The sequence below is a fragment of the Paenibacillus sp. MSJ-34 genome (assembly GCF_018918005.1).
Lineage (GTDB): Bacteria > Bacillota > Bacilli > Paenibacillales > Paenibacillaceae > MSJ-34.
This window is the reverse complement of sequence record NZ_JAHLPR010000016.1, coordinates 65,671-84,760: the sequence shown is the minus strand read 5'-3', so window position 1 is coordinate 84,760 and position 19,090 is coordinate 65,671. Positions and strand designations below refer to the sequence as shown.

The 19,090-nt window shown below is 51.9% G+C and carries 21 protein-coding genes; 8 read left to right on the top strand and 13 right to left on the bottom strand.

The annotated features are described in order from the left end of the window. Nucleotides 1-180: 180 nt before the first annotated feature. A complete protein-coding gene (locus KQI79_RS10255; protein WP_367398164.1) occupies nucleotides 181-3,180 on the top strand; it encodes a hybrid sensor histidine kinase/response regulator in 3,000 nt (999 codons plus the stop codon). A 104-nt stretch (nucleotides 3,181-3,284) separates the two neighbouring features. Here the strand turns inward: KQI79_RS10255 and KQI79_RS10250 are convergent, their stop codons facing one another. Together KQI79_RS10250 and KQI79_RS10245 are read right to left on the bottom strand one after the other, a co-directional pair. Further along, on the bottom strand, nucleotides 3,285-3,728 hold the full coding sequence (locus KQI79_RS10250; protein ID WP_216538138.1) for an NUDIX hydrolase: 444 nt from the start codon (nucleotides 3,726-3,728) through the stop codon (nucleotides 3,285-3,287). 12 nt (nucleotides 3,729-3,740) lie between these two features. Beyond that, nucleotides 3,741-4,202, bottom strand: a complete 462-nt coding sequence (locus KQI79_RS10245) for a nucleoside deaminase (RefSeq protein WP_216538137.1) — start codon at nucleotides 4,200-4,202, stop codon at nucleotides 3,741-3,743. A gap of 314 nt (nucleotides 4,203-4,516) precedes the next feature. On the opposite strand from KQI79_RS10245, the gene KQI79_RS10240 reads away from it, so the two are divergent. Next, nucleotides 4,517-4,681, top strand: coding sequence for a hypothetical protein (locus tag KQI79_RS10240; protein ID WP_216538136.1), 165 nt, complete (start codon nucleotides 4,517-4,519; stop codon nucleotides 4,679-4,681). 870 nt (nucleotides 4,682-5,551) lie between these two features. On the opposite strand, the gene rpiA is transcribed toward KQI79_RS10240, so the two are convergent. Further along, nucleotides 5,552-6,220 carry a ribose-5-phosphate isomerase RpiA gene (rpiA, locus tag KQI79_RS10235; RefSeq protein WP_216538135.1) on the bottom strand — a complete coding sequence of 223 codons (669 nt, stop codon included), beginning with the start codon at nucleotides 6,218-6,220 and terminating at the stop codon, nucleotides 5,552-5,554. Between the two features lie 94 nt (nucleotides 6,221-6,314). Between rpiA and KQI79_RS10230 the strand changes: the two genes are divergently transcribed. After that, nucleotides 6,315-6,746: a FixH family protein gene (locus tag KQI79_RS10230; protein WP_216538134.1), complete on the top strand. Its 432-nt coding sequence runs from the start codon at nucleotides 6,315-6,317 to the stop codon at nucleotides 6,744-6,746. Between the two features lie 16 nt (nucleotides 6,747-6,762). Here KQI79_RS10230 and KQI79_RS10225 read toward each other — a convergent pair whose 3' ends face one another. The 4 genes from KQI79_RS10225 to KQI79_RS10215 form a co-directional block, all read right to left on the bottom strand. Further along, a complete protein-coding gene (locus KQI79_RS10225; RefSeq protein ID WP_367398163.1) occupies nucleotides 6,763-7,422 on the bottom strand; it encodes a sulfite exporter TauE/SafE family protein in 660 nt (219 codons plus the stop codon). 10 nt (nucleotides 7,423-7,432) lie between these two features. Further along, the gene (locus KQI79_RS10220) at nucleotides 7,433-9,625 is read right to left on the bottom strand and encodes a heavy metal translocating P-type ATPase (RefSeq protein ID WP_216538132.1); all 2,193 of its coding nucleotides are present in this window, start codon (nucleotides 9,623-9,625) and stop codon (nucleotides 7,433-7,435) included. A gap of 131 nt (nucleotides 9,626-9,756) precedes the next feature. Continuing rightward, nucleotides 9,757-9,891 carry a WCX domain-containing protein gene (locus tag KQI79_RS28455; protein WP_483311379.1) on the bottom strand — a complete coding sequence of 45 codons (135 nt, stop codon included), beginning with the start codon at nucleotides 9,889-9,891 and terminating at the stop codon, nucleotides 9,757-9,759. Nucleotides 9,892-9,910: 19 nt separating this feature from the next. Then, nucleotides 9,911-10,396 carry a VanZ family protein gene (locus tag KQI79_RS10215; protein ID WP_216538131.1) on the bottom strand — a complete coding sequence of 162 codons (486 nt, stop codon included), beginning with the start codon at nucleotides 10,394-10,396 and terminating at the stop codon, nucleotides 9,911-9,913. Between the two features lie 138 nt (nucleotides 10,397-10,534). On the opposite strand from KQI79_RS10215, the gene KQI79_RS10210 reads away from it, so the two are divergent. Next, nucleotides 10,535-11,185 (top strand): helix-turn-helix transcriptional regulator, encoded by a 651-nt coding sequence (locus KQI79_RS10210; RefSeq protein ID WP_216538130.1) that lies wholly within the window; start codon nucleotides 10,535-10,537, stop codon nucleotides 11,183-11,185. A 1-nt stretch (nucleotide 11,186) separates the two neighbouring features. Here the strand turns inward: KQI79_RS10210 and KQI79_RS10205 are convergent, their stop codons facing one another. The 5 genes from KQI79_RS10205 to KQI79_RS10185 form a co-directional block, all read right to left on the bottom strand. Then, a complete protein-coding gene (locus tag KQI79_RS10205) occupies nucleotides 11,187-11,702 on the bottom strand; it encodes a DUF2179 domain-containing protein (protein WP_216538129.1) in 516 nt (171 codons plus the stop codon). A 327-nt stretch (nucleotides 11,703-12,029) separates the two neighbouring features. Further along, complete coding sequence (locus tag KQI79_RS10200) at nucleotides 12,030-12,158, bottom strand: hypothetical protein (protein ID WP_483311377.1); 129 nt, start codon at nucleotides 12,156-12,158, stop codon at nucleotides 12,030-12,032. A gap of 117 nt (nucleotides 12,159-12,275) precedes the next feature. Next, nucleotides 12,276-13,004, bottom strand: coding sequence for an ABC transporter permease (locus KQI79_RS10195; RefSeq protein ID WP_216538160.1), 729 nt, complete (start codon nucleotides 13,002-13,004; stop codon nucleotides 12,276-12,278). A gap of 13 nt (nucleotides 13,005-13,017) precedes the next feature. Next, nucleotides 13,018-13,770 carry an ABC transporter permease gene (locus KQI79_RS10190; RefSeq protein ID WP_216538128.1) on the bottom strand — a complete coding sequence of 251 codons (753 nt, stop codon included), beginning with the start codon at nucleotides 13,768-13,770 and terminating at the stop codon, nucleotides 13,018-13,020. Next, nucleotides 13,770-14,681 (bottom strand): ABC transporter ATP-binding protein, encoded by a 912-nt coding sequence (locus tag KQI79_RS10185; RefSeq protein WP_216538127.1) that lies wholly within the window; start codon nucleotides 14,679-14,681, stop codon nucleotides 13,770-13,772. Before KQI79_RS10185 ends, KQI79_RS10190 begins: the two co-directional genes overlap by 1 nt. Before the next feature lie 168 nt (nucleotides 14,682-14,849). Between KQI79_RS10185 and KQI79_RS10180 the strand changes: the two genes are divergently transcribed. Next, nucleotides 14,850-15,560: a response regulator transcription factor gene (locus KQI79_RS10180; protein ID WP_216538126.1), complete on the top strand. Its 711-nt coding sequence runs from the start codon at nucleotides 14,850-14,852 to the stop codon at nucleotides 15,558-15,560. A 2-nt stretch (nucleotides 15,561-15,562) separates the two neighbouring features. Continuing rightward, nucleotides 15,563-16,939, top strand: a complete 1,377-nt coding sequence (locus KQI79_RS10175; RefSeq protein ID WP_216538125.1) for a sensor histidine kinase — start codon at nucleotides 15,563-15,565, stop codon at nucleotides 16,937-16,939. 176 nt (nucleotides 16,940-17,115) lie between these two features. Here the strand turns inward: KQI79_RS10175 and KQI79_RS10170 are convergent, their stop codons facing one another. Next, complete coding sequence (locus KQI79_RS10170) at nucleotides 17,116-17,601, bottom strand: pentapeptide repeat-containing protein (protein WP_230191567.1); 486 nt, start codon at nucleotides 17,599-17,601, stop codon at nucleotides 17,116-17,118. A gap of 407 nt (nucleotides 17,602-18,008) precedes the next feature. On the opposite strand from KQI79_RS10170, the gene KQI79_RS10165 reads away from it, so the two are divergent. Together KQI79_RS10165 and KQI79_RS10160 are read left to right on the top strand one after the other, a co-directional pair. After that, nucleotides 18,009-18,221, top strand: coding sequence for a hypothetical protein (locus KQI79_RS10165; protein WP_216538123.1), 213 nt, complete (start codon nucleotides 18,009-18,011; stop codon nucleotides 18,219-18,221). A 201-nt stretch (nucleotides 18,222-18,422) separates the two neighbouring features. Continuing rightward, entirely contained in the window at nucleotides 18,423-19,055 is a 633-nt protein-coding gene (locus KQI79_RS10160) for a TetR/AcrR family transcriptional regulator C-terminal domain-containing protein (RefSeq protein WP_216538122.1), read from the top strand. Nucleotides 19,056-19,090 lie beyond the last annotated feature (35 nt).

Sequence of the window (19,090 nt, the reverse complement as noted above, 5' to 3'; positions counted from 1 at the left end):
TTACACGATACCGCTCTCCAAGACAAGGGGAATCGAGCGAATGATTCATAGTTTCGCGGTCTAAGGAGGAAACGCCTCAAATTTGTCGAAATAATCATAACTATGTCAAATCGAAAACTATTATTCATTACCGGTATGTTTATTCTCCTCCTCATAGCTATGCGAGTTGGCTGGCTGCACTTGCATAAAACGCCGGATCATCCGGCGGCGGTTCGAGGCGTATTGGATTTGCGGGATTGGGTCTTTGACAATCGGCAAACCATTACGTTAGACGGAGAATGGGAGTTTTACCCTAATCAATTAATCGATCCGGGTTCAGACAGCTCTTCCACGCCGTCTTCCCAAACCTATATTCAAGTTCCCGGGGATTGGAGTCCGGCATTCCCGGACGACGGCCGTGCTCCTTTAGGCTACGGATCGTACCGGCTTCGCATCCTGATTGGAGAGCCTAACGGACAAACGCTTGGATTTCTTGTCAATGAAATTCAAATTTCGTCCGAAATGTATGCCAACGGGGAACTAATTGCGAGAATCGGCCAGCCTGCGGAACGGGAGGATCGGTATACTGCGAAGAATACGTCCTACACGGCCGCTTATAAGCCCGATTCGAACGAGATTGAACTCGTCATCCATGTCGCCAACTTCGAGCGCCCTCTCGGCGGAGGTATTGTCCGTTCGATCAAGTTCGGTTCGCAAGCCGCTACGGATAATGAAAGGATGTACGCTGTCGGGTTTCAACTGGTCACGATTATCGTCTTGTTGCTGCACGGCGTTTACGCCGCCATCTTGTATTTTTTCAACCGGGGGCAGAAAGGGTTGATTTACTTTTTGCTGTTGTTAGTATCCGCAGCCCTCAGCGTTTCCGCCGATGACGATAAGCTGTTGCTCATCTGGCTGCCGCTTAACTATGCATGGCATGTCAAAGTTACGTTCGTTTCCTTTGTGCTCACGTCGGTATTCATGCTCAAACTGATCATGAACCTTCTTTGGGAAAATCGAAACAGTAAGCTATTGCGCTTGTACTTTATACTAAGCGGGGCATATGTGCTTCTTATCCTATGCTCCCCGCTGTCAGTCGTGTTTTTAGCAAAAAAGATTTATATCTTTTCAATTATTGTGCTTGCGCCCCTTGCCCTGATTCCTTTTATCATTTATCAAAGAATTAAGCGGCAGGATAACGATGCCATCTTTTTGCTGTTAGCCGCCGCCAGCATTACTTCGAGTTTATTAGGAGGATCGTTCAAAGGGCGGGGATGGATCGATACTTCTTTCTATCCGATCGATATTTTTGCGGCGATTCTCGGTTTTGCCGCCTATTGGTTCAAGCAATATTTCCGAAAAACCGAACAGACCGCTTCGCTTGCCGCACAATTGCAAAGGGAAGTGAAATGGAAAGACGACTTTCTGGCGAATACTTCCCACGAATTGAGAACGCCGCTGCATGGCATGATCAATCTTGCGCAAACCGTCGTTCATCGCGCGCAGCATACGCTGAACAAACAAAATACGGACGATTTGAATTTGATTATTACGATCGGACGCCGCATGTCGCTTATGGTCGACGATCTCCTCGATCTGTCGCAGCTTAAGGAAAATAAGATCGTGTTGGAGCGGAAGGAAGTGCATGTCCAGGCCATTGCCTCCGGAGTAGCGGACATGCTCCGGTTTATGGTCGAAGGCAAGCCGCTGCGGCTGACGATCGATATACCGAAATCGTTTCCGCCCGTCTCCGCCGACGAGAAAAGAATGATCCAAATCTTGTTCAATCTGTTGCATAATGCGATCAAATTTACGAACGAGGGAACGATCTCCGTGCGCGCCGAAGCGCGCGACGGCATCGCTTATATTCATGTCGCCGATACGGGGATCGGGATCGATGAAGAATCGAAACAGAACATTTTTCTCCCTTACGAACAAGGATATGCCGACAGAAGCGCGTCCGGGGGAGGAAACGGGCTCGGGCTCAGCATTTGCAAGCAATTGGTGGAATTGCACGGCGGAACGCTGCATGTCGAGTCCACATTAGGAGCAGGCTCGGTATTTACCTTTACGCTGCCGATCGCCGCGGAGCAAGTTTGGGAAGAAGAAGAGCCGCAGAACGAACAGGCCGGTGTCGAATCGTCCGAAGCGGAAGCGAGCGTCGCTTCCGAACAGGCGCTCAACGCTGTGGAGCAAAGTACGGCATCGAGTATGGCGAAACCGCGGATTCTGGCGGTAGACGACGATCCCGTCAATCTGAAAATATTGCGCGATATATTATCATGGGACGAATATTACATTGAAACGGCGACTAGCGGCAATGAGGCGATATCCAAGCTCAATGACGGACAGTGGGATCTTGTGATCGCCGACGTCATGATGCCGCATATGTCCGGGTATGAATTGGCCCGGTCCATTCGGGAGCGCTTCTCCGTCTCGGAGCTTCCCATTTTGCTCCTTACCGCCCGCAACCGGTTGGAAGACATTTATTCCGGGTTTCTGTCGGGAGCCAACGATTATGTAACCAAGCCGGCGGACGCTTTGGAATTGCAGTATCGGGTACGGGCATTGACCGAAGTCAAGCAATCGGTAAGCGAAAGGCTGCGAATGGAAGCGGCATATTTGCAAGCGCAAATACAGCCACACTTTTTGTTTAATACGCTCAATTCGATAACCGCTTTAAGCGATATCGACACGCAGAAAATGAGTCGCTTGATCGATGCTTTCAATTCTTATTTAAGGATCAGCTTCGATTATTGGAATGCGAAACGGCTCGTTCCGATTGAGCGCGAGCTTGAGCTTGTCCGTTCCTATTTATATATCGAAAAGGCCAGATTCGGAGAAAGGTTGACGATCCTCTGGGATATCGATCCGGACATCCATCTGCAGCTCCCTCCGCTCACGATTCAGCCTTTGGTAGAGAATGCGGTGAGGCACGGCGCATTAAGCCGTTCCGAAGGCGGAACCGTTCTAATTCGAATGAAGGATCTTCGCAACGGCACGGAGTTTATCGTTGCGGACGACGGAAAAGGGATGAACGAGGACAAGGCGCGGCAATTGTTGGATAGCGCCGAGTGGAATCAGCAGGGCATCGGGATCCGCAATACGGACCGGCGATTGAAGCAAATGTACGGTACGGGCTTGACGATCCGAAGCAAACCGAATGAAGGAACCAAAATCTCTTTTATCATTCCGAAGTAACAAACATTGATATTTATCGCATCAAATACGGCGAGGCTGTTCGGGCAAATGCGCGGACAGCCTCTTCGATATGAGCGAACGGAAGCGGCCATTCGCGCGATCCCTTATTCGATATGCCGCAGAATCATCGTTTTTATTTTCGGGTTCAAGTCATCAGGCAGAAGGTGTAAAGGATAGTAACGCAATTCGATCGATTCCACTCCATCCGCCTGCAAATTCCCGCCGACAATGTCATGCGTCGAATAAGCGATCGTAACCGCATACAATTCATCCCCGTTCTTCAACTTGACGAATTGATCTTGGCCTGACGCGACGCCGACCAATTTCATCGTTCCGACGCGCAGGCCGGTCTCTTCCAGCACTTCCCTTCGCCCCGTCTCTTCCGTCGATTCGCCAAGCTCCATCAAGCCCCCGGGGACGGCCCACCTGCCGCTTGTCTTCCGTTGCAGCAATAACTCGCCGTTCGGATTGAATATGAATACGACGACACCGACAAGAATTAACGGCCTATGGCCTACAACGGCTCGCAAATCTTCGACATATCCCATGAGTGCTCCCCTTCATGTTTCCCGTTTTTTCCACAATGCGAACGGATCGCTCGCGAAAGCGCGCTTATCCATCCGTCTTAGGTGAATATCGCGCTCTTCCTTCGGAAGAGCAATTTGTTCGTATACGTATTTCGTGCTGAGGCCGATCTGCGCCGCGTCTTCTTCCGTATAGGAATAGTAAACGTCCTTGATATTCGCCCAGTAAATCGCGCTTAAACACATCGGACACGGTTCGCCGCTGGCAAAGAGCACGCAATCGGACAAATCCGCCGTTTGCAGCGCACGGCTCGCCGCGCGAATCGCCTGCATTTCCGCATGCGTCGTCGGATCGTGGGTCTCCATCACTTCGTTGACGCCCGTCGCCACAACGTCTCCGTCTTTTACAATGACGGCGCCGAACGGTCTTCCGCCCTTCTCCTTTACGTTTTCGCATGCCAATTCGATCGCTTGGCACATATATTCATGACGATTCATTTCGCCTTACCCTCCTGTTTCGCTCCGGATCGGATTAGAATGTGTAACCTTTCCTTCATTTTTCACACAATCCGATCGTTCTACACAGCCGGCCTGCAACAAAATAAAGCAAGCCGGTTCCACATTCGAAACGCGGTTCCCCATCTCCAAGCACTCCGATAAAAATTTTTTTCAAGCGGTACCCCCATAAATGGACAGCTTGTCTCGTAATAATAAATAATAACCATTTATCATATGCGGCTACCGATTCATTCGAATCTTGGATTAGAACATTTACTTGAGAAAATACCGTTTTGAAAGGAGAAGATGAGATCATGGGAAGACGAAGATCGCCGAATCCTAGACTTTGCAACTTGGAAGGCTGCAACGAACGGCATTATGCCAAAGGCGTATGCAAACGCCACTATCATCAGTTCAGACGAATCGAGGGCAAACAATCCGACCGGGAAGACATGAAAAAACTTCAGGCGACGTCATAAGCAGTCGGCATGCCGGGAATGCGTCTTTAGACCTATGAACGTTCCCGGCGATACGCCATCCGTTGGCTATTTAGGGAAACAGTCGACCTGTCCCTTGTCGCTCGGAACGATCATCCGTTCGTTGTGAAATAGAATAACAAGCACCGGCATTGCATCGAAAAAGGCTGCGGATCTGAGAGTTCATGAAAGCTCTATATGGTGATTGGGACGGCAACTGTCCTTGGCAATACAAGTCCTACATTTCAAAGGCGCTTTGCGCGGCGCTTTGGCTTGGCGCTTACGAAACTGGTAATCGTTATTGGACTCAAAATGAGGACTTTCCCATCCTAATGAAAGTACGTATCGCTATTCATTGGAAATCGGCCGTTTTACCGCCGATTTCCCCTCATTAGCGTGTCCTAGTTTCGTTACACCGGCAAGAAGAACATTTACAGGCTATTAGCGTGAATACGTTTCGTTAGCCCGCCCGACGGATCGTCAGCCGGCTACGGTCTGATGAAATGGACTCTTATCACAGGCTTCGCTGCGGCAATAGATCTAAACGAGGTGTAAAAGAGCTCCTCCACTGCAGATTTTGAATAAAAGGGCCTGACGATTCACTGTACATAACTTTGATAATCTGCGAGAGGCCGCATAATATATGCGAAAAATCGTACACAATGTGCGGCGCACGGGTTGAATTCGTCGATTTTATTCGAAATTTCATACGCAGTACGCGATTTGAGCACCGGTTCTGCGAATTGTATCCGAAAAATCGTACAATGTGCGCGTACGGTCGAATTGCGCGGATTTGCACGCCGATCCTGATCGACTGCCCGTTTGCGGTCTTAGCGGCAACTCGATCCACTGCCGAAATCACCCAACGATGATCTATTTATCCAATCTTTCGATCGTTCCGTCTTTATATCCTACATACACTTGCCGGGCCATGCCGACGAACAAGCCGTTATCGACCACGCCCGGGATGCCGTTCAATTGCCTATGCAATGCGGCAGGGTCTTCGATCGTGCCAAAATCGCAATCCGCAATATAGTTTCCGTTATCCGTTATATAAGGGCCGCCGTCTTGCCGCCTTAGGACCGGCGTGCATCCGAGTTGCTGTACGTTTCGCAACGTGGCCTCCATGCCGAATGGAACGATTTCCACAGGCAGCGGAAAACGCCCCAGCGTCTTCACGATTTTGGACTCGTCCGCAATGACGATAAATCGGCGGCTGGCGGCGGCGACGATCTTCTCCCGGAGCAACGCCCCTCCCCCTCCTTTGATCAGGTTCAGGTCCGAATCGACTTCATCTGCCCCGTCGATAGCAATATCGAGATCATCGATCTGGGAGAAGCCGCTTAGCGGTATCCCGAACTCCCGGGCCAACGCCTCCGATTGTTTGGACGTGGCGATCGCCTTGATCCGCAACCCTTCCTTCACCTTCTCGGCGATTTTCCGGATCGCCCAATATGCTGTCGATCCCGTGCCCAGCCCTATCTTCATGCCGTCTTCGATTTGTTCTACAGCCGCTTCGGCCACCCGCTGTTTGGCATCCATCGCTCATTCTCCTTTAGCTGATCGCTTAACGGTTTTATTATACCAAACTTCGCATGTTTCGCATCGATTCGTCATAGGCATGGGAGAAGAATGTATGGATCGAGGGATAGGGATGAAAAAAATCGGGGTATGGATCCCGCTCGCGCTGTTGCTCGCCGCTGCGTTTGCCTATCTGGGCATGACGATGAATCAAGAAGCGGCGGCAAGCACCCTGTACATAGACGAATCGATTCGCATCGATATCGGCGCGAATACGGCGCCGGCCCATTCGATGCAAGAGGTCGAATTTATCGTCACCGTGTCGGACGTGGCCGGCGTACCGGTCGGCGGGCAAGATCTTCAAGTCGTATTATCGATGCCGGGCATGTTCTGCGGCTCTTTCCCCGCCGTCGTTACGGAGCGGGAAACGGGGACGTATGCCGCTGTCGGCGTGCCCGTCATGCGCGGAAGATGGCAGGCCGAAGTTCGGGTTGACATGGGCGGCAAACAGGTTCGAGTCGGCCATCCTTTTCAAGTGGTTTCATAGGCGCCGCCCTTGCCGCTCACCATAACCACGGATGTACGGCGGGAATCCAGCCGTTTGCGCTCAATCCTTTCATAACGGATAGCGTTCCCATCGCGAAAGCCAGTATGATGCCGGCTTTATTCAGGCTCTTCCTCCACTTTTTGCGAATGCTTCCGGCCGACAGCGCGGTGAAGACCAAGACGGGAAACGTAGATAATCCGAAAATCAGCATGATGAGGCCTCCGTCCGTCCATGAACCGGCTGCCGCCGCTTTCATTTGCATCGCATACGTTAACCCGCATGGAAGAAATCCGAGCGTCAATCCGGTCAGAAAGACGGCCGGAAGTTCGTAACGCTCGCGCAAGCGGCCAATGAAAGCTTGCGCGCGGCTCATTCCCGGCAATCGGATGCGCGAAAAGGGCAGCGAATATTTGCGAAATGCCCATAACAAGATAAAAACGCCTCCAAGCATGCTGGAGAAACCTTGAATTCCGACAAAAAGCCCCGCTGCGTTGACAAAGGAGCCGACAGCCCCCATAAAGCAGCCGATCGCCCCATAAGTAAGCACTCTTCCCATATTGTAAGCCAGCGCGGTTTGAAGCGAAGAGCTTCCGGAGCTTAATGCATACGAGGCGACGATGCCGCCGCACATGATGAAGCAATGCGGCGCCCCGGCCAATCCCGACATGGCGGCCATAATCATCTCGTTACCGGTAAGCGTCGCTCTCTCCCCCCTTCAATTTGAATCGTTGCAGCCTGAGCGCGTTGGATACAACGAGCACCGAGCTAGCCGCCATCATGACGCAGGCGATTTTCGGATCTAAAAAGCCGAAGGCGGCGAAAGGGATCGCCCCCACGTTGTAAAGCAGCGCGAAAAATAGGTTTTGCCGAATATTGCGCATCGTTTGCCGGCTCAACTTCATCGCTTCCGCCATGCTTGCAAGCTTATTGGTCACGAACACCATGTCGCCCGCCTGCATGGCGGAATCCGTTCCTCCGCCCATCGCAATGCCGATATCCGCCGCAGACAATGCCGCGGTGTCGTTGATCCCGTCCCCGACCACCGCGACGATGCGGCCTTTCCGCTGCAGCTTGCGCACATATTCCAGCTTATGTTCCGGGAGCATCTCCGCATGCCAGCGGCTTATCCCCGTTTCAGCGGCCGCCCGCTCCGCCGCTTGACGGCGATCTCCCGTCATCATCTCTACCTCTGCGTAGCGCCCGATATCGCGTACGGCAGCCGCGGCATCCGGTTTGATCCGATCCGACGCCGTCAGCTTGCCTGCCCAACGGCCGTCGATCGCCACGTAAAGCGCCGTCGAACCGTCATCTTCGCCGCTATCCGCTTCGTTCACAATGACGCCGTTCTGCCGCAGCCATCCGCGGCGCCCGATCATTACGTTCTTGCCTTCGACGACGCCTGCCATGCCGTTGCCGGGTATTTCCCGCACTTCCGCGGCATCCGGCACGATCAGGTTGGATTTGCGCGCCGCGTCCGCGACCGCTTGTGCCGCCGGATGTGCGGAATATTGTTCGACCGCCGCCGCCAGGCGAAGAAGGCGCGACTTCTCCCCCTGTAGGGAATAGACCGTTGTAACCGCCGGCTTTCCCTCCGTCAGCGTCCCGGTCTTATCCAATAATACGGAATCGACCCGATGAACGATCTCCAAGGCGCGTCCTTCCTTGCACAAAATGCCGGATTTGGCCGCGAGTCCCGTCGAAATCAATATCGATACTGGCGTCGCCAAGCCCAATGCGCACGGACAAGCAACTAGCAATACGGCCATCGCATGCTGCAGCGCCGCTGTCGGATCCGCGCCGTACCAGCCCGCGAAAGTGATCGCGGCACAGACGATCATGACAGGCACGAATACGGCCGCAACCCGATCGACTTTGCGCGCAATGAACGGCTTGCCGGCTTGCGCCTGCTCCACGAGAGCGATCATGTTCGCCAGTCTCGTTCCCTGGACATCGGTCAGCGCCTTGATGCGCAAGCTTCCGTTCACGCTGCGCGTGCCGCTGTATACGCGGTCCCCGGCCGCTTTGGCGACCGTTCGGCTCTCGCCGGTCAACATCGACTCGTCCACGTCCGCTTGGCCCGAGACGACCACTCCGTCCGCGGAAATCCATTCGTCCCCCCGGACGAGGACCAAATCGCCTGCGCGAAGATCGCTTGCCGCAATCCACTCCTCCGCTTGCCGGCGAAGTACGCGGATGAGCGGGACTTGCAGCCCGTATAGCATGCGAAGATCTTTCAAAGCCTTTCTCTTGGCGACGGATTCCAAATATTTGCCGAGCAGCACCGCCGTCATTATCATGGCGATCGTATCGAAGTAGTACGTCTGATGTTCCCCCGAATGCGAATGATCGGGGCGCATCACGAGATAGTGGCTGTAAAAGTAGGCCACCGAGGTGCTTAATGCGACCAAAACGTCCATATTGGCCGAACGTTGCTTCATCGCTTGGAAAGCTCTGTAGTAAAAAGGAAATCCGATATAAAATTGAAGCACGGTCGCAACCAGCAATTGAAACAAAGCGGATTGAAAGAGCGCCGGCGTCCACACTTCCGGCACAAAAGGAATATGGCTCGACATGGCCCAAAAAAGCGGGAGCGACAGTACTGCCGCGGCGATAAATCGATTGCGGTATAGCTGCACTTCGTTCTCGGACGACGAGTCCGCATCGAGCCGCTCGTCCTTGGCGCCGTATCCGAGCTGTTCAATTTTCTGCATAATTCGTTTTGCTTCGATGAACCGGGGATCGTAGCTGACGGCCGCTTGCGCCAAGGCGAGATTGACCGACGCCGTCCGAATCCCTTCCGTCCGGTTCAACGCTTTTTCAATTCTGGCGGAACATGCCGCACATGTCATGCCTGTAATTTGAAGCCGTATCGTTTTCATTGCCGATGCCTTCCTCCCCCGCTTGTCTAGATGGAGCGCGCAAGCGGCGCCAAATCGATTTGTCCTTTCATTGTATGATTCGAACCGGACAAACAGACTGGTTGGGAGGAGTGAAATATCAAGTCAATCCGCTACTTGTACTTGGCTATCATCTCGGAAAGCTTGTTTACAATATTGTCTATCAATTCCGACGGCTCCTTCACCGTCGCTTCTTTGCCTAATCCGATGAAAAAATCGGCGAGAAACGGAAGGTCATTTTTCGGAATACCGCCTTCAGTTGTTCGTTCAGGCCGAAAAATTTCCGTCCTCGTTCAACGGATCTTTGTTTGTTGCACGAGCGTAAAGCTTGTACAATATATATCCGGCAGAGGCGCCGATGGCGTTGAGAATAAGATCGTCGACATCCCCGCTTCCCGCACGCAGGAAAGTTTGAAGCGTTTCTAAGACGACGATGGCGACCGCGAAACGACCCAAGAATGGGAAATAGGTTCTGCATTTCGGAAAGACGACCGGCATCGCGGCCCCAATCGGGACGAATACGCCGATATTGCCGATGATATTGATCGCCCATGTTCGGAAGGTGAAAGATTGATAGTGCAGGAAATAGTCCGATATGGTGCGCAGCGGAATCAAGTTGTAACTCAGATCGCCGGATGAAAGCGCGGTACGGCCGAATCCGACGAACATCCAGTAGAGCAGGCAGGCTCCGTATCCGATCAAGATGATCCAGGCGGCCAACCGAACCAAGGCGCTTCGTTTTTCGCGATTCATATGTATCTCCTTCCTTTTCTACCTCGCATTATACTTCATTCCAGCAGCGTTCGCTTTCTTTTTTGAATTAATCAATATTTTTCTTTATAATGTAAGTAACGAGGTGCATTCATTCCTACGCCATAGGAGGGGATTGCGTTGAGCAAAAGCGATACGAAGAAAGAAGCGTCTGTAAAAACACGGAAAGCCATCGTTCATCTTCTTAAGCAGAACGGCCCGATGGATGCGGTTGCTCTCTCATCCGAGCTGAATGTAACCGGGATGGCCGTGCGCCAGCATTTGTACCGGCTGCAGGAAGAACGGCTCGTCGATTACGACGAAGAGAGCCGCCCGATGGGCCGGCCCGCCAAGCTGTGGCGCCTTACCGCCGAAGCGGCCAGGCTGTTTCCCGACGGATATATGGATCTTACCGTCAGTTTGATCGATTCGATGAAGGAGGCTTTCGGGGAGGCGGGACTGGAGAAATTGTTGGAAGTTCGCAACAAAAAAATGCAGGATCAATATGCCGTCCAATTAGCCGGCACAGAAGGAATCAGAGAAAAGCTCGAGATTCTGGCCGATATCCGGACGAATGAAGGGTATATGGCGGAAATCGCAGAGCATGAAGACGGAGACTTGCTCTTCGTTGAAAAGCATTGCCCGATATGCGAGGCGGCAACCGCCTGCACCCAATTGTGCCGGAACGAATTGAACCTGTTTCGCGCCGTCATGGGAGACAAGGTTCATATCGAACGAAGCGAGCATCTGCTGTCCGGCGGCAGCCGCTGTGTTTATAAAATCACGAAATAAATCATTTCCGCACGCTTTTGACCCAGAATCCGCCATGCAGTTGACTCGGTTCCAACGTAACGACGAACGCTTTCGGATCGATCGATAAAATGAGTTTATATAAACTGCGCTGGTTTTTCCGTTTGGTCAACACTTCTAATACTAACCGGTCGCCGTCTCTGCCGCGGCCGACCCACGACGTTACGCCGTACCCTTCGTTCCGCAGTTCATTCGGCATCATGCCGGCGATATCGTTCGTGATCACTTTCAACGTGACGTAACCGAGGGCGATTTTCCCTTCGATCCAAGAGCCTACGAGCACGCCGAGCGCATAGCCCGCCGCATACACGATGAGGCTCAGCACATGGTCCAAATATTGCAATACCATATTGAGGCCGAGCACATAAATAATGATTTCAAGCGAACTGATGGCGGCCGCATAATACTTTTGACCTTTCAACGTTAGAATCATCCGCAGCGTAAAAAACGAAACATACACAATTTGAATGACGAAAATCGTCGCCAATATGGAAAACATCTTCTGTCCCTCCTGTCTGATCCATATCGAACCCGTTACTATTCGATCCGCTTGCCCTATCCTTTCTTTCCATCATGCCATAATTTCAATCTGTTAACAAATTTGACAAAGCCTTCTTGATATATTCGTAGATTTTCCCGTCCATTCCAAACGGTGCCGCTTTTTTGGAACCCTATATTTCCTTCGTTTCATGCTTGTCGCATTCACTGTCATTATATACCTCCCATACCGGCAAAAGAAAGCGCATAAGACGAGCCGCCGCCGATCGGCGGGATTCGTCAACGCAACAAAAAAACACACCGCCCAAAAATAACGGTGTGTTCTCCTCTATTCTATCGTTGCAAACGATTCGGAGGCCAATCCGGTTTGCTGGTCTTCAAGCATGCGCAGATGAAAATCGTCATGCAGGAAAAAATGCGATTGCGCCGCAAAATCGGCAGCGGTAACCGCATGCAAACGGCCGATACCTCTTGAACCGTATACAGCAATGAAGATCGCCTCCTTCTGTCTCTAGCTTAAAGTTTCCCCTTAGAGGAGTGTCAAGCTTCCGCAGCAATTTATTTCCCTTCCGGGTCAAGCCGACACGTCCTTTTTCTTGAGTCTGCGAACGGCGATCAGGGAAACCGCCGCCAGGAAGAGGGTATTCATCGTCAAAAATAGAATCGTATCGGCCTGTGTCAACCGATCCTGGCTTATTGCGCCCATGCCGATCGTCAGCAACGAATGGGGGAACAGCATGCCGAGCTTCGCGACGTACATGCCTAATCCGATCAACGCGGCGCAAATGCTGATCCCGATCGGAACGGCAAAACTGCGGATGACAAGAGACAGCCATAATTGTACGGCGCTAATCGTAACGGAAGCCAGCCAGCCTCTCGCGATCCAACCGAACGTTTCGGCCGGGAACGCCCCAGTCAAACCGAATAATTTCCCCGCGCCATAATAAAGCAGCGCAAAGAACAATTGCACAAGGAAAACGAGCGCCGCAACGACGATTAATTTGGCAAGAAACAGATAGGCTATTCGGACGGGAGCCGTCATGATCATATTCCAATTTTTGTTCAAATGCTCGAGTCTGCATACGTAAGCGCAGCAAATAGCAATGAGGACAGGCAAAAAAAACTCCCCGTAAAAGAGGCTCGCTTGCGTCCACAAGCTGTACCATCCGTTATGCAATACGCCTTGATTCATATAATAATTGGCGGATCCGATCAAAACGCTAATCGCGGGAAGCGCCGTCATGATCAGCCAAATATGGGAATGGCGCAATTTCAACCATTCGGCGGAAATGCATCTTTGCAGCATAATGTACCTCCTAGTGAATATCTTGCCTGGATACGTGAACGCTTCCGGCAATATAGACGGCCGCTCCCATGAATAGGACCGAAGCGGGCAGGAACGCCACGATCTGACGGGGAACGAACTCCATCGTTTCATTAACAAAATTGTAAGTTACTGGGCTTAGCCCCGAATAATAGGACCAAATCAATATACGGCGCACCGCAGCCGGGAATAAATCGGCCGTCATGCCGATGAATCCCCCGATCATCCCGAGGCACAGGCCGAACGCTTGATTTTTCACGGCAAGCGATATCCACTGCTGCAATGCGATAACGACCGCATTGGTCAGCATCGTGCCGGCCAGCAGCTTGAACAGTTCGGAGAACGGAACAGGCATGCCGAACCCGCTCACGGCGCCAAATCCCGCAATCGCGGCCATCTGCGCGATAACGGCAAATAGCAGCAGTATGCAGGCGCAAGCGTATTTGGCGAAATATAGCCGGTGTCGTTTGAGCGATGCGGCCGTCAGCAGCTTCCATGTATTGCCTTTATGTTCCATATCGCAGAGGCGGGAAACGACCACAGCCGCAATGAGCGGAAGAAAAAGGCCGTTCAAGGATGCGATGATCACGAGCGCACCGTCCCACCCGGAACTGTCCGGATTGCGCGACATCGACTTGCTGACGGACAGGAAAGCCCAGCCGATTTCCACGGATAGAAACATCGAGATCATAAGGAGCAGCCGTTTGCGCCGCAATTTGTAAAATTCCAGCATGACCGTTTTCATTACAAGCTTCTCTCCCTTCCCGTCAGTTCTAGGAAGATGCTCTCCAAACTTTTCTGGCGTTCTTCGATTCGGATGACATCGATGCCTGCGCGAATGAGCGTCCGGTTCGCTTCGGCGATCTGCGGATCTCCGAGTCCTTTCAAGGTCAAATAGTCTCCGTTTGCCACCGGCGAATATCCTTGGCCGAGCAGCAGCCTTTCCGCCGTTTCGTTGTCTTGCGTTTTGATGGCGATATGCGCTTCGCTCCGGTTGCGCAGCTGATCCATGCCGCCCTGAAACAGCAGTTTGCCGTCGCTAATAATGCCGACCGAGGTCGCGACTTGTTCGATCTCCGCCAGCATATGGCTGGACAGCAATACGGTCATGCCGAAGCGTTGCGGCAAAGATCGTATCAGTTCGCGAATCTCGCCGATCCCCGCCGGATCCAATCCGTTGGTCGGCTCGTCCAGGATCAACAGCCTCGGGAAAGCGAGCAGCGCCATCGCGATGCCAAGCCGCTGCTTCATGCCAAGGGAATATTGCCCCGCTTTTTTATCCTTATGATTTTCCAAACGGACGATTCGCAACGCCTCGAACACATTCCGATCCGGAACGTTGCGAAGGCGTTGTACGACGCGCATATTCTCCAGTCCGGTGAGATGGCCGTAATAAGAAGGCGACTCGATAAGCGATCCCGTTTGGCTCAAAATCGAGCGGCGGTTTTTTTCAAATTCCTTGCCGAATACGATCACTTGGCCGCCTGTAGGCTTGGCGAGACCCAGCAGCATTTTCAGCGTAGTGGATTTGCCCGCTCCGTTCGGGCCGAGGAAACCGTACACGTCCCCTTCGTATACGGTTAAATTGACTTGATCGACCCGGCATGCGCTCCCGTACCGTTTCGTAAGGTTGCGGGTGGATACGATCGTGTTCATGCGCTTCACTCCAATCGGTTACTGTAATAACATTGCCTGGTTTCAGCATAAAGCCGCACCCCTACTTGTAGCTGACGGCAACCTTACGGTAACCTTAAATATGCGAAATCGGGGCGGATTGGGTGGAATCGCCGTACACGCCTTGTATAATGGAAATGGGTGAACGCTATGCAAAATATAAAATATAGAAAAGTCGTCATCGTCGACGACGAACCGGAAATCCGCCGGATAATCGACGGCTTTTTGCGCAAAGAAGGATTTTCCCGCATCTTTCACGCGGGAAGCTGCGAAGAAGCTTTGGCGATATGCCGCTCCGAGAAGCCGGATATCGCGATTTTGGATATTATGCTGCCGGACGGCGACGGCTTCTCCATATTGTCGTCTATTCGCCGATTCTCGCAGATGCCGGTGCTCTTCCTCTCGGCGCGAGGCGAGGATGAAGATCGTCTGCTCGGCCTCGGGCTCGGCGCGGACGATTATATGGTCAAACCGTTTTTGCCGCGCGAACTCGTCCTCCGGCTTATGGTCATTTTACGGCGCACGTACGCTTCGCCGACGGTTGAACGACAGCCGGTCTTCAAGCTTGGCGGGCATATCGTCGATTTGGAAGGCGCCGTGGTGCGCAGCGATCAAGGCGAACAGCCGTTAACGGCCAAAGAACATGCCCTGCTGCTGAAGCTTTATGAAGACAAGGGACGGATCGTGACGAGCGACGCGCTTTGCCAAGCGGTTTGGGGCGACGATTATTTCGGATACGAGAACACGCTGATGGTGCACATTCGGCGCATCCGCGAAAAAATCGAGACGAATCCCTCCGCCCCTCAATATTTGATTACCGTAAGAGGGCTGGGCTATAAGCTGATTGCGAAGGAGGGGTGAAGATGGACGGAACCGCCCGTATTTTACGCCGATTCGTGGGAGCGACGATCATAACGTCGGTTGCGCTTCTCATTGTTAATTTCATCATTCTCGGGGTATGGATATTCGGAGGAATGAATGGCAGCCATTCCCCTGGCCAGGTTGTACGGAACGTTGCAGAGGGTTTGCGATATAACGGCAGCTATACGCTCGATAAGGAAGCCGGCAAGCTGCTAAGGCAAAACAACGCATGGGCCATGCTGCTTGATCGCGACGGGCGGGCGGTGTGGAGCTTCGACATGCCGGACGAAGTTCCTCGCTCCTATTCTCTTGCCGATGTGGCCAAGTTTTCCCGCCACTATTTGCAAAATTATCCCGTTACCGTATGGGAGCGCGATGGCGGGCTAGTAGTCGTCGGATTTCCGCAGGACAGCGTCGCCAAATACCAGTTCAGCTTCCCCGTCGATTGGGTAAGCGGCCTGCCTTTCCGTTCCGCAGTCCTCGTAGCCGGAAATCTGGCGCTGACCCTCCTCTTATCGCTCTTCATCGGTTCCCGTCTGGTCAAATCGATTGCCCCGCTCATTCGCGGAATCCACGCCCTCGCCGAGGAGCGGAGCGAATATGTCGAGCCCAAAGGCGTATTAAGCGGGCTGGCGGCCAGTATCAACAATGCTTCATTATTGATGCAGCGCAAAAATGATAAGTTGAAAGCGAGAGACGAAGCGCGTTCGAACTGGATATCCGGCATATCCCACGACATCCGCACGCCGCTGTCCATCATGCTCGGGTATGCAAGCGAACTGGAAGAGAGCGAGGCCGTTCCGCCGGAACAACGGCATAAAGCCGGTATCATCCGGCATCAAGGAGAAATGCTCCGCTCGCTGGTCAGCGATTTGAATTTGGTCTCGATGCTGGAATACGAGATGCAGCCGTTACATTTGAAACCGATCCGATTATCGGCGCTTGTCCGTCTGATCGCATCCGAGTTTCTGAACCGGGGATGGGATGACAAATATACATTGGAATGGATCGTCCGGGACGAGCAGCTCAAAATCTACGGCGACGAGAAGCTGCTTGTTCGCGCCTTGGCCAATCTGATGCAGAACAGCATAAATCATAATCCGAACGGCTGCCATATCGTTTTGGAAACGAAGGGAGACTGCGAGGTCGGCAGCATCGTCGTTTCCGATGACGGAAAAGGCGTGCCTGCCGGCGATATTCCGGAGCTCTTGGAACTTCCGTATTCGTCCAAAAGGAAGCGTCCGGCGCAGAACGGCCATGGGCTCGGCTTGCCTATGGCGGCAAGCATCGCCAAAGCGCATCGCGGCCGGCTTATCGTGACGAGCGATTCCGGGGAAGGATTTCATGCGGAAATGGTTCTGCCGATCTTGAGAAACTAAACGTTGTCCGGCGTGCTCAAACATTCGTTTTCCCCCGTCTTCTTATATTCGGTTGCAGGGTGCTGCTTTATTGCCGGCTTTTTGATCGTGCTTCCTCTTTATCCGTGAACGGTCGATTCCGCACGAGCATAACGGGACTGCCGAGTTTTTGCTCGGGCAGTCCGCCCCCGCAATCATTAAACAACCGTTACATTTTTTAAATCCGCTTTATAGCCTTTAAGCAGTGCGTAAGTCAGCTTATCCATCGTCGCTCCGTCAAAAACCGTCTTCGCCACATCCGTTTTAAACGAGACATTGGTCAGCGTGGCGTTGCGGAACGTCGTATGCTTCAATTCCGCATGATCGAACACGGTGCCGACGAACGTCTGATGATCGAAGCATACGCCGGACAGGTCGGAATAAGTGAACCGGGTCCCGTCAAAAATGCATTGCTCGAAGCTCGCGCCCTTCAAATTCGATTTCACCAGCTGCGCGCCCGTCAGATTGGCGCGATTGAAGATCGCATCTTGCAAATTGCTTCCCTTGAAAGAGGCGTTCGTTAAATCCGAATGACTGAAGTCGGAGCCTTGAAGATTGCTGTAGTTAAATCTACCGTCATGAATGCTTACCGACTTCAAATCCGAGTTCGCCAAATCGCTTTTTGAAAAATCCATTACGTTCATAAGTAGTCTCCACCTTTTCATTTTATTATGATTTGCTTATCGCAACCTAACATCGTTAGCCAAACTAACAATGTTAGATTATAATATCCGTTTTATTTTGTCAAGGGGAAAAACAAAAAAACCTCTCAAAAGAGAGGGTTGTTTGTTAGATCGATACGCATGTTGTATAAAATGCAACATTGTTGGAGGATAAAAGGCAGACCGCCCGAACATGATGTACTATATACAACATAATCGCTACGCAAAGACTATTTTCCCTTTGTCTGTCCCCGGAATGTTGTAAAAATTACAACAATGGCATCAAAAATGCATGGAAAATCGATAAAATGTTGTATTTTGTACATCATCCCAAGCATAAGAATCGATGCTTTACCTCTTCATCAATGGCGTTGCATTGAGAAATTGCTATGCGGACCGTACGACCGTTATTTTGCGTCAAAACCGCTTATTCGCTGTTTCGGCGGACATTGGTTCCGTTATCCGTTCATCGCAGGGCTTATTTTTACGCTTTTGCCGCGAATAAAGGATCGCCTGTCCGCAAACTGGCCGAAATCGGGTCGTTTGTCACAATTAGCGTCTCCTGTGTCCGCGAACTTGGGGAGCAGGGCGGTAGAAGTTAATGCAACGCCAGTGCAGGATTCTTCTCTTAGCTCCCGGCCGAACACTCGGACGGCCCCCCCATCGACCGGAACCAAATTCATAATCGTCCGAATCGTCGTCGTCTTTCCAACTAAAAGCACAAACTAACGATGTTAGATTTAAACTAACATTGTTAGACTATAGCGAATATGTTATACTTGCCAAGTAAAGGAGGATATTTTGTGACAAGCGCAAATGGGAACCAATTAAAGAAAATAGACAAGTCGATTATTGTGCAAGCTGCGCTGGAACTGCTGGACGAAGAAGGAATCCGGCAACTGACCATGCGGAAAGTGGCGGACCGCCTGAATATTAAAGGAGCTTCGCTGTATTGGCATTTTCAAAACAAAAATGAACTGCTGGCATTGATCGCCGAAGAAATATGCAAACAAATTCAATTGCCCGACGAAGATCGGCCGTGGGAAGAACAATTGCTGGATCTGTCCGATCAACTAAGAAAAACGTATTTGAGCGTCCGCGATTCGGCGCATGTGATGGAAGAGACGATCCCCTCCACCCCTTATCGGATTTCATTGATCGAGAAGGTAAGCGGCATATTCGCCCAATCGGGGCTCAAGAACGAAGATTTGTTCTCGGCATCGTGGATGTTCAACAATTATGTTACTTCGTTCGTCATTGAGGAATATCGGATACAATCCGTAGAAAAGGCCGGCCCTACCGGAGAATTCGAGTTTCGCTTTCCTGTCCGGATCCCGGATATGGACAGAGAGTTTCGCTTCGGGATGGAAGTGTTGATTAACGGGTTGAAGAGCAAAGTGAGAACAAACGGGGAAAGGACAGGCGAAGCGACGTAAGAATGTAGCAGAAGCCAGCAGTTTGCCGCTGGCTT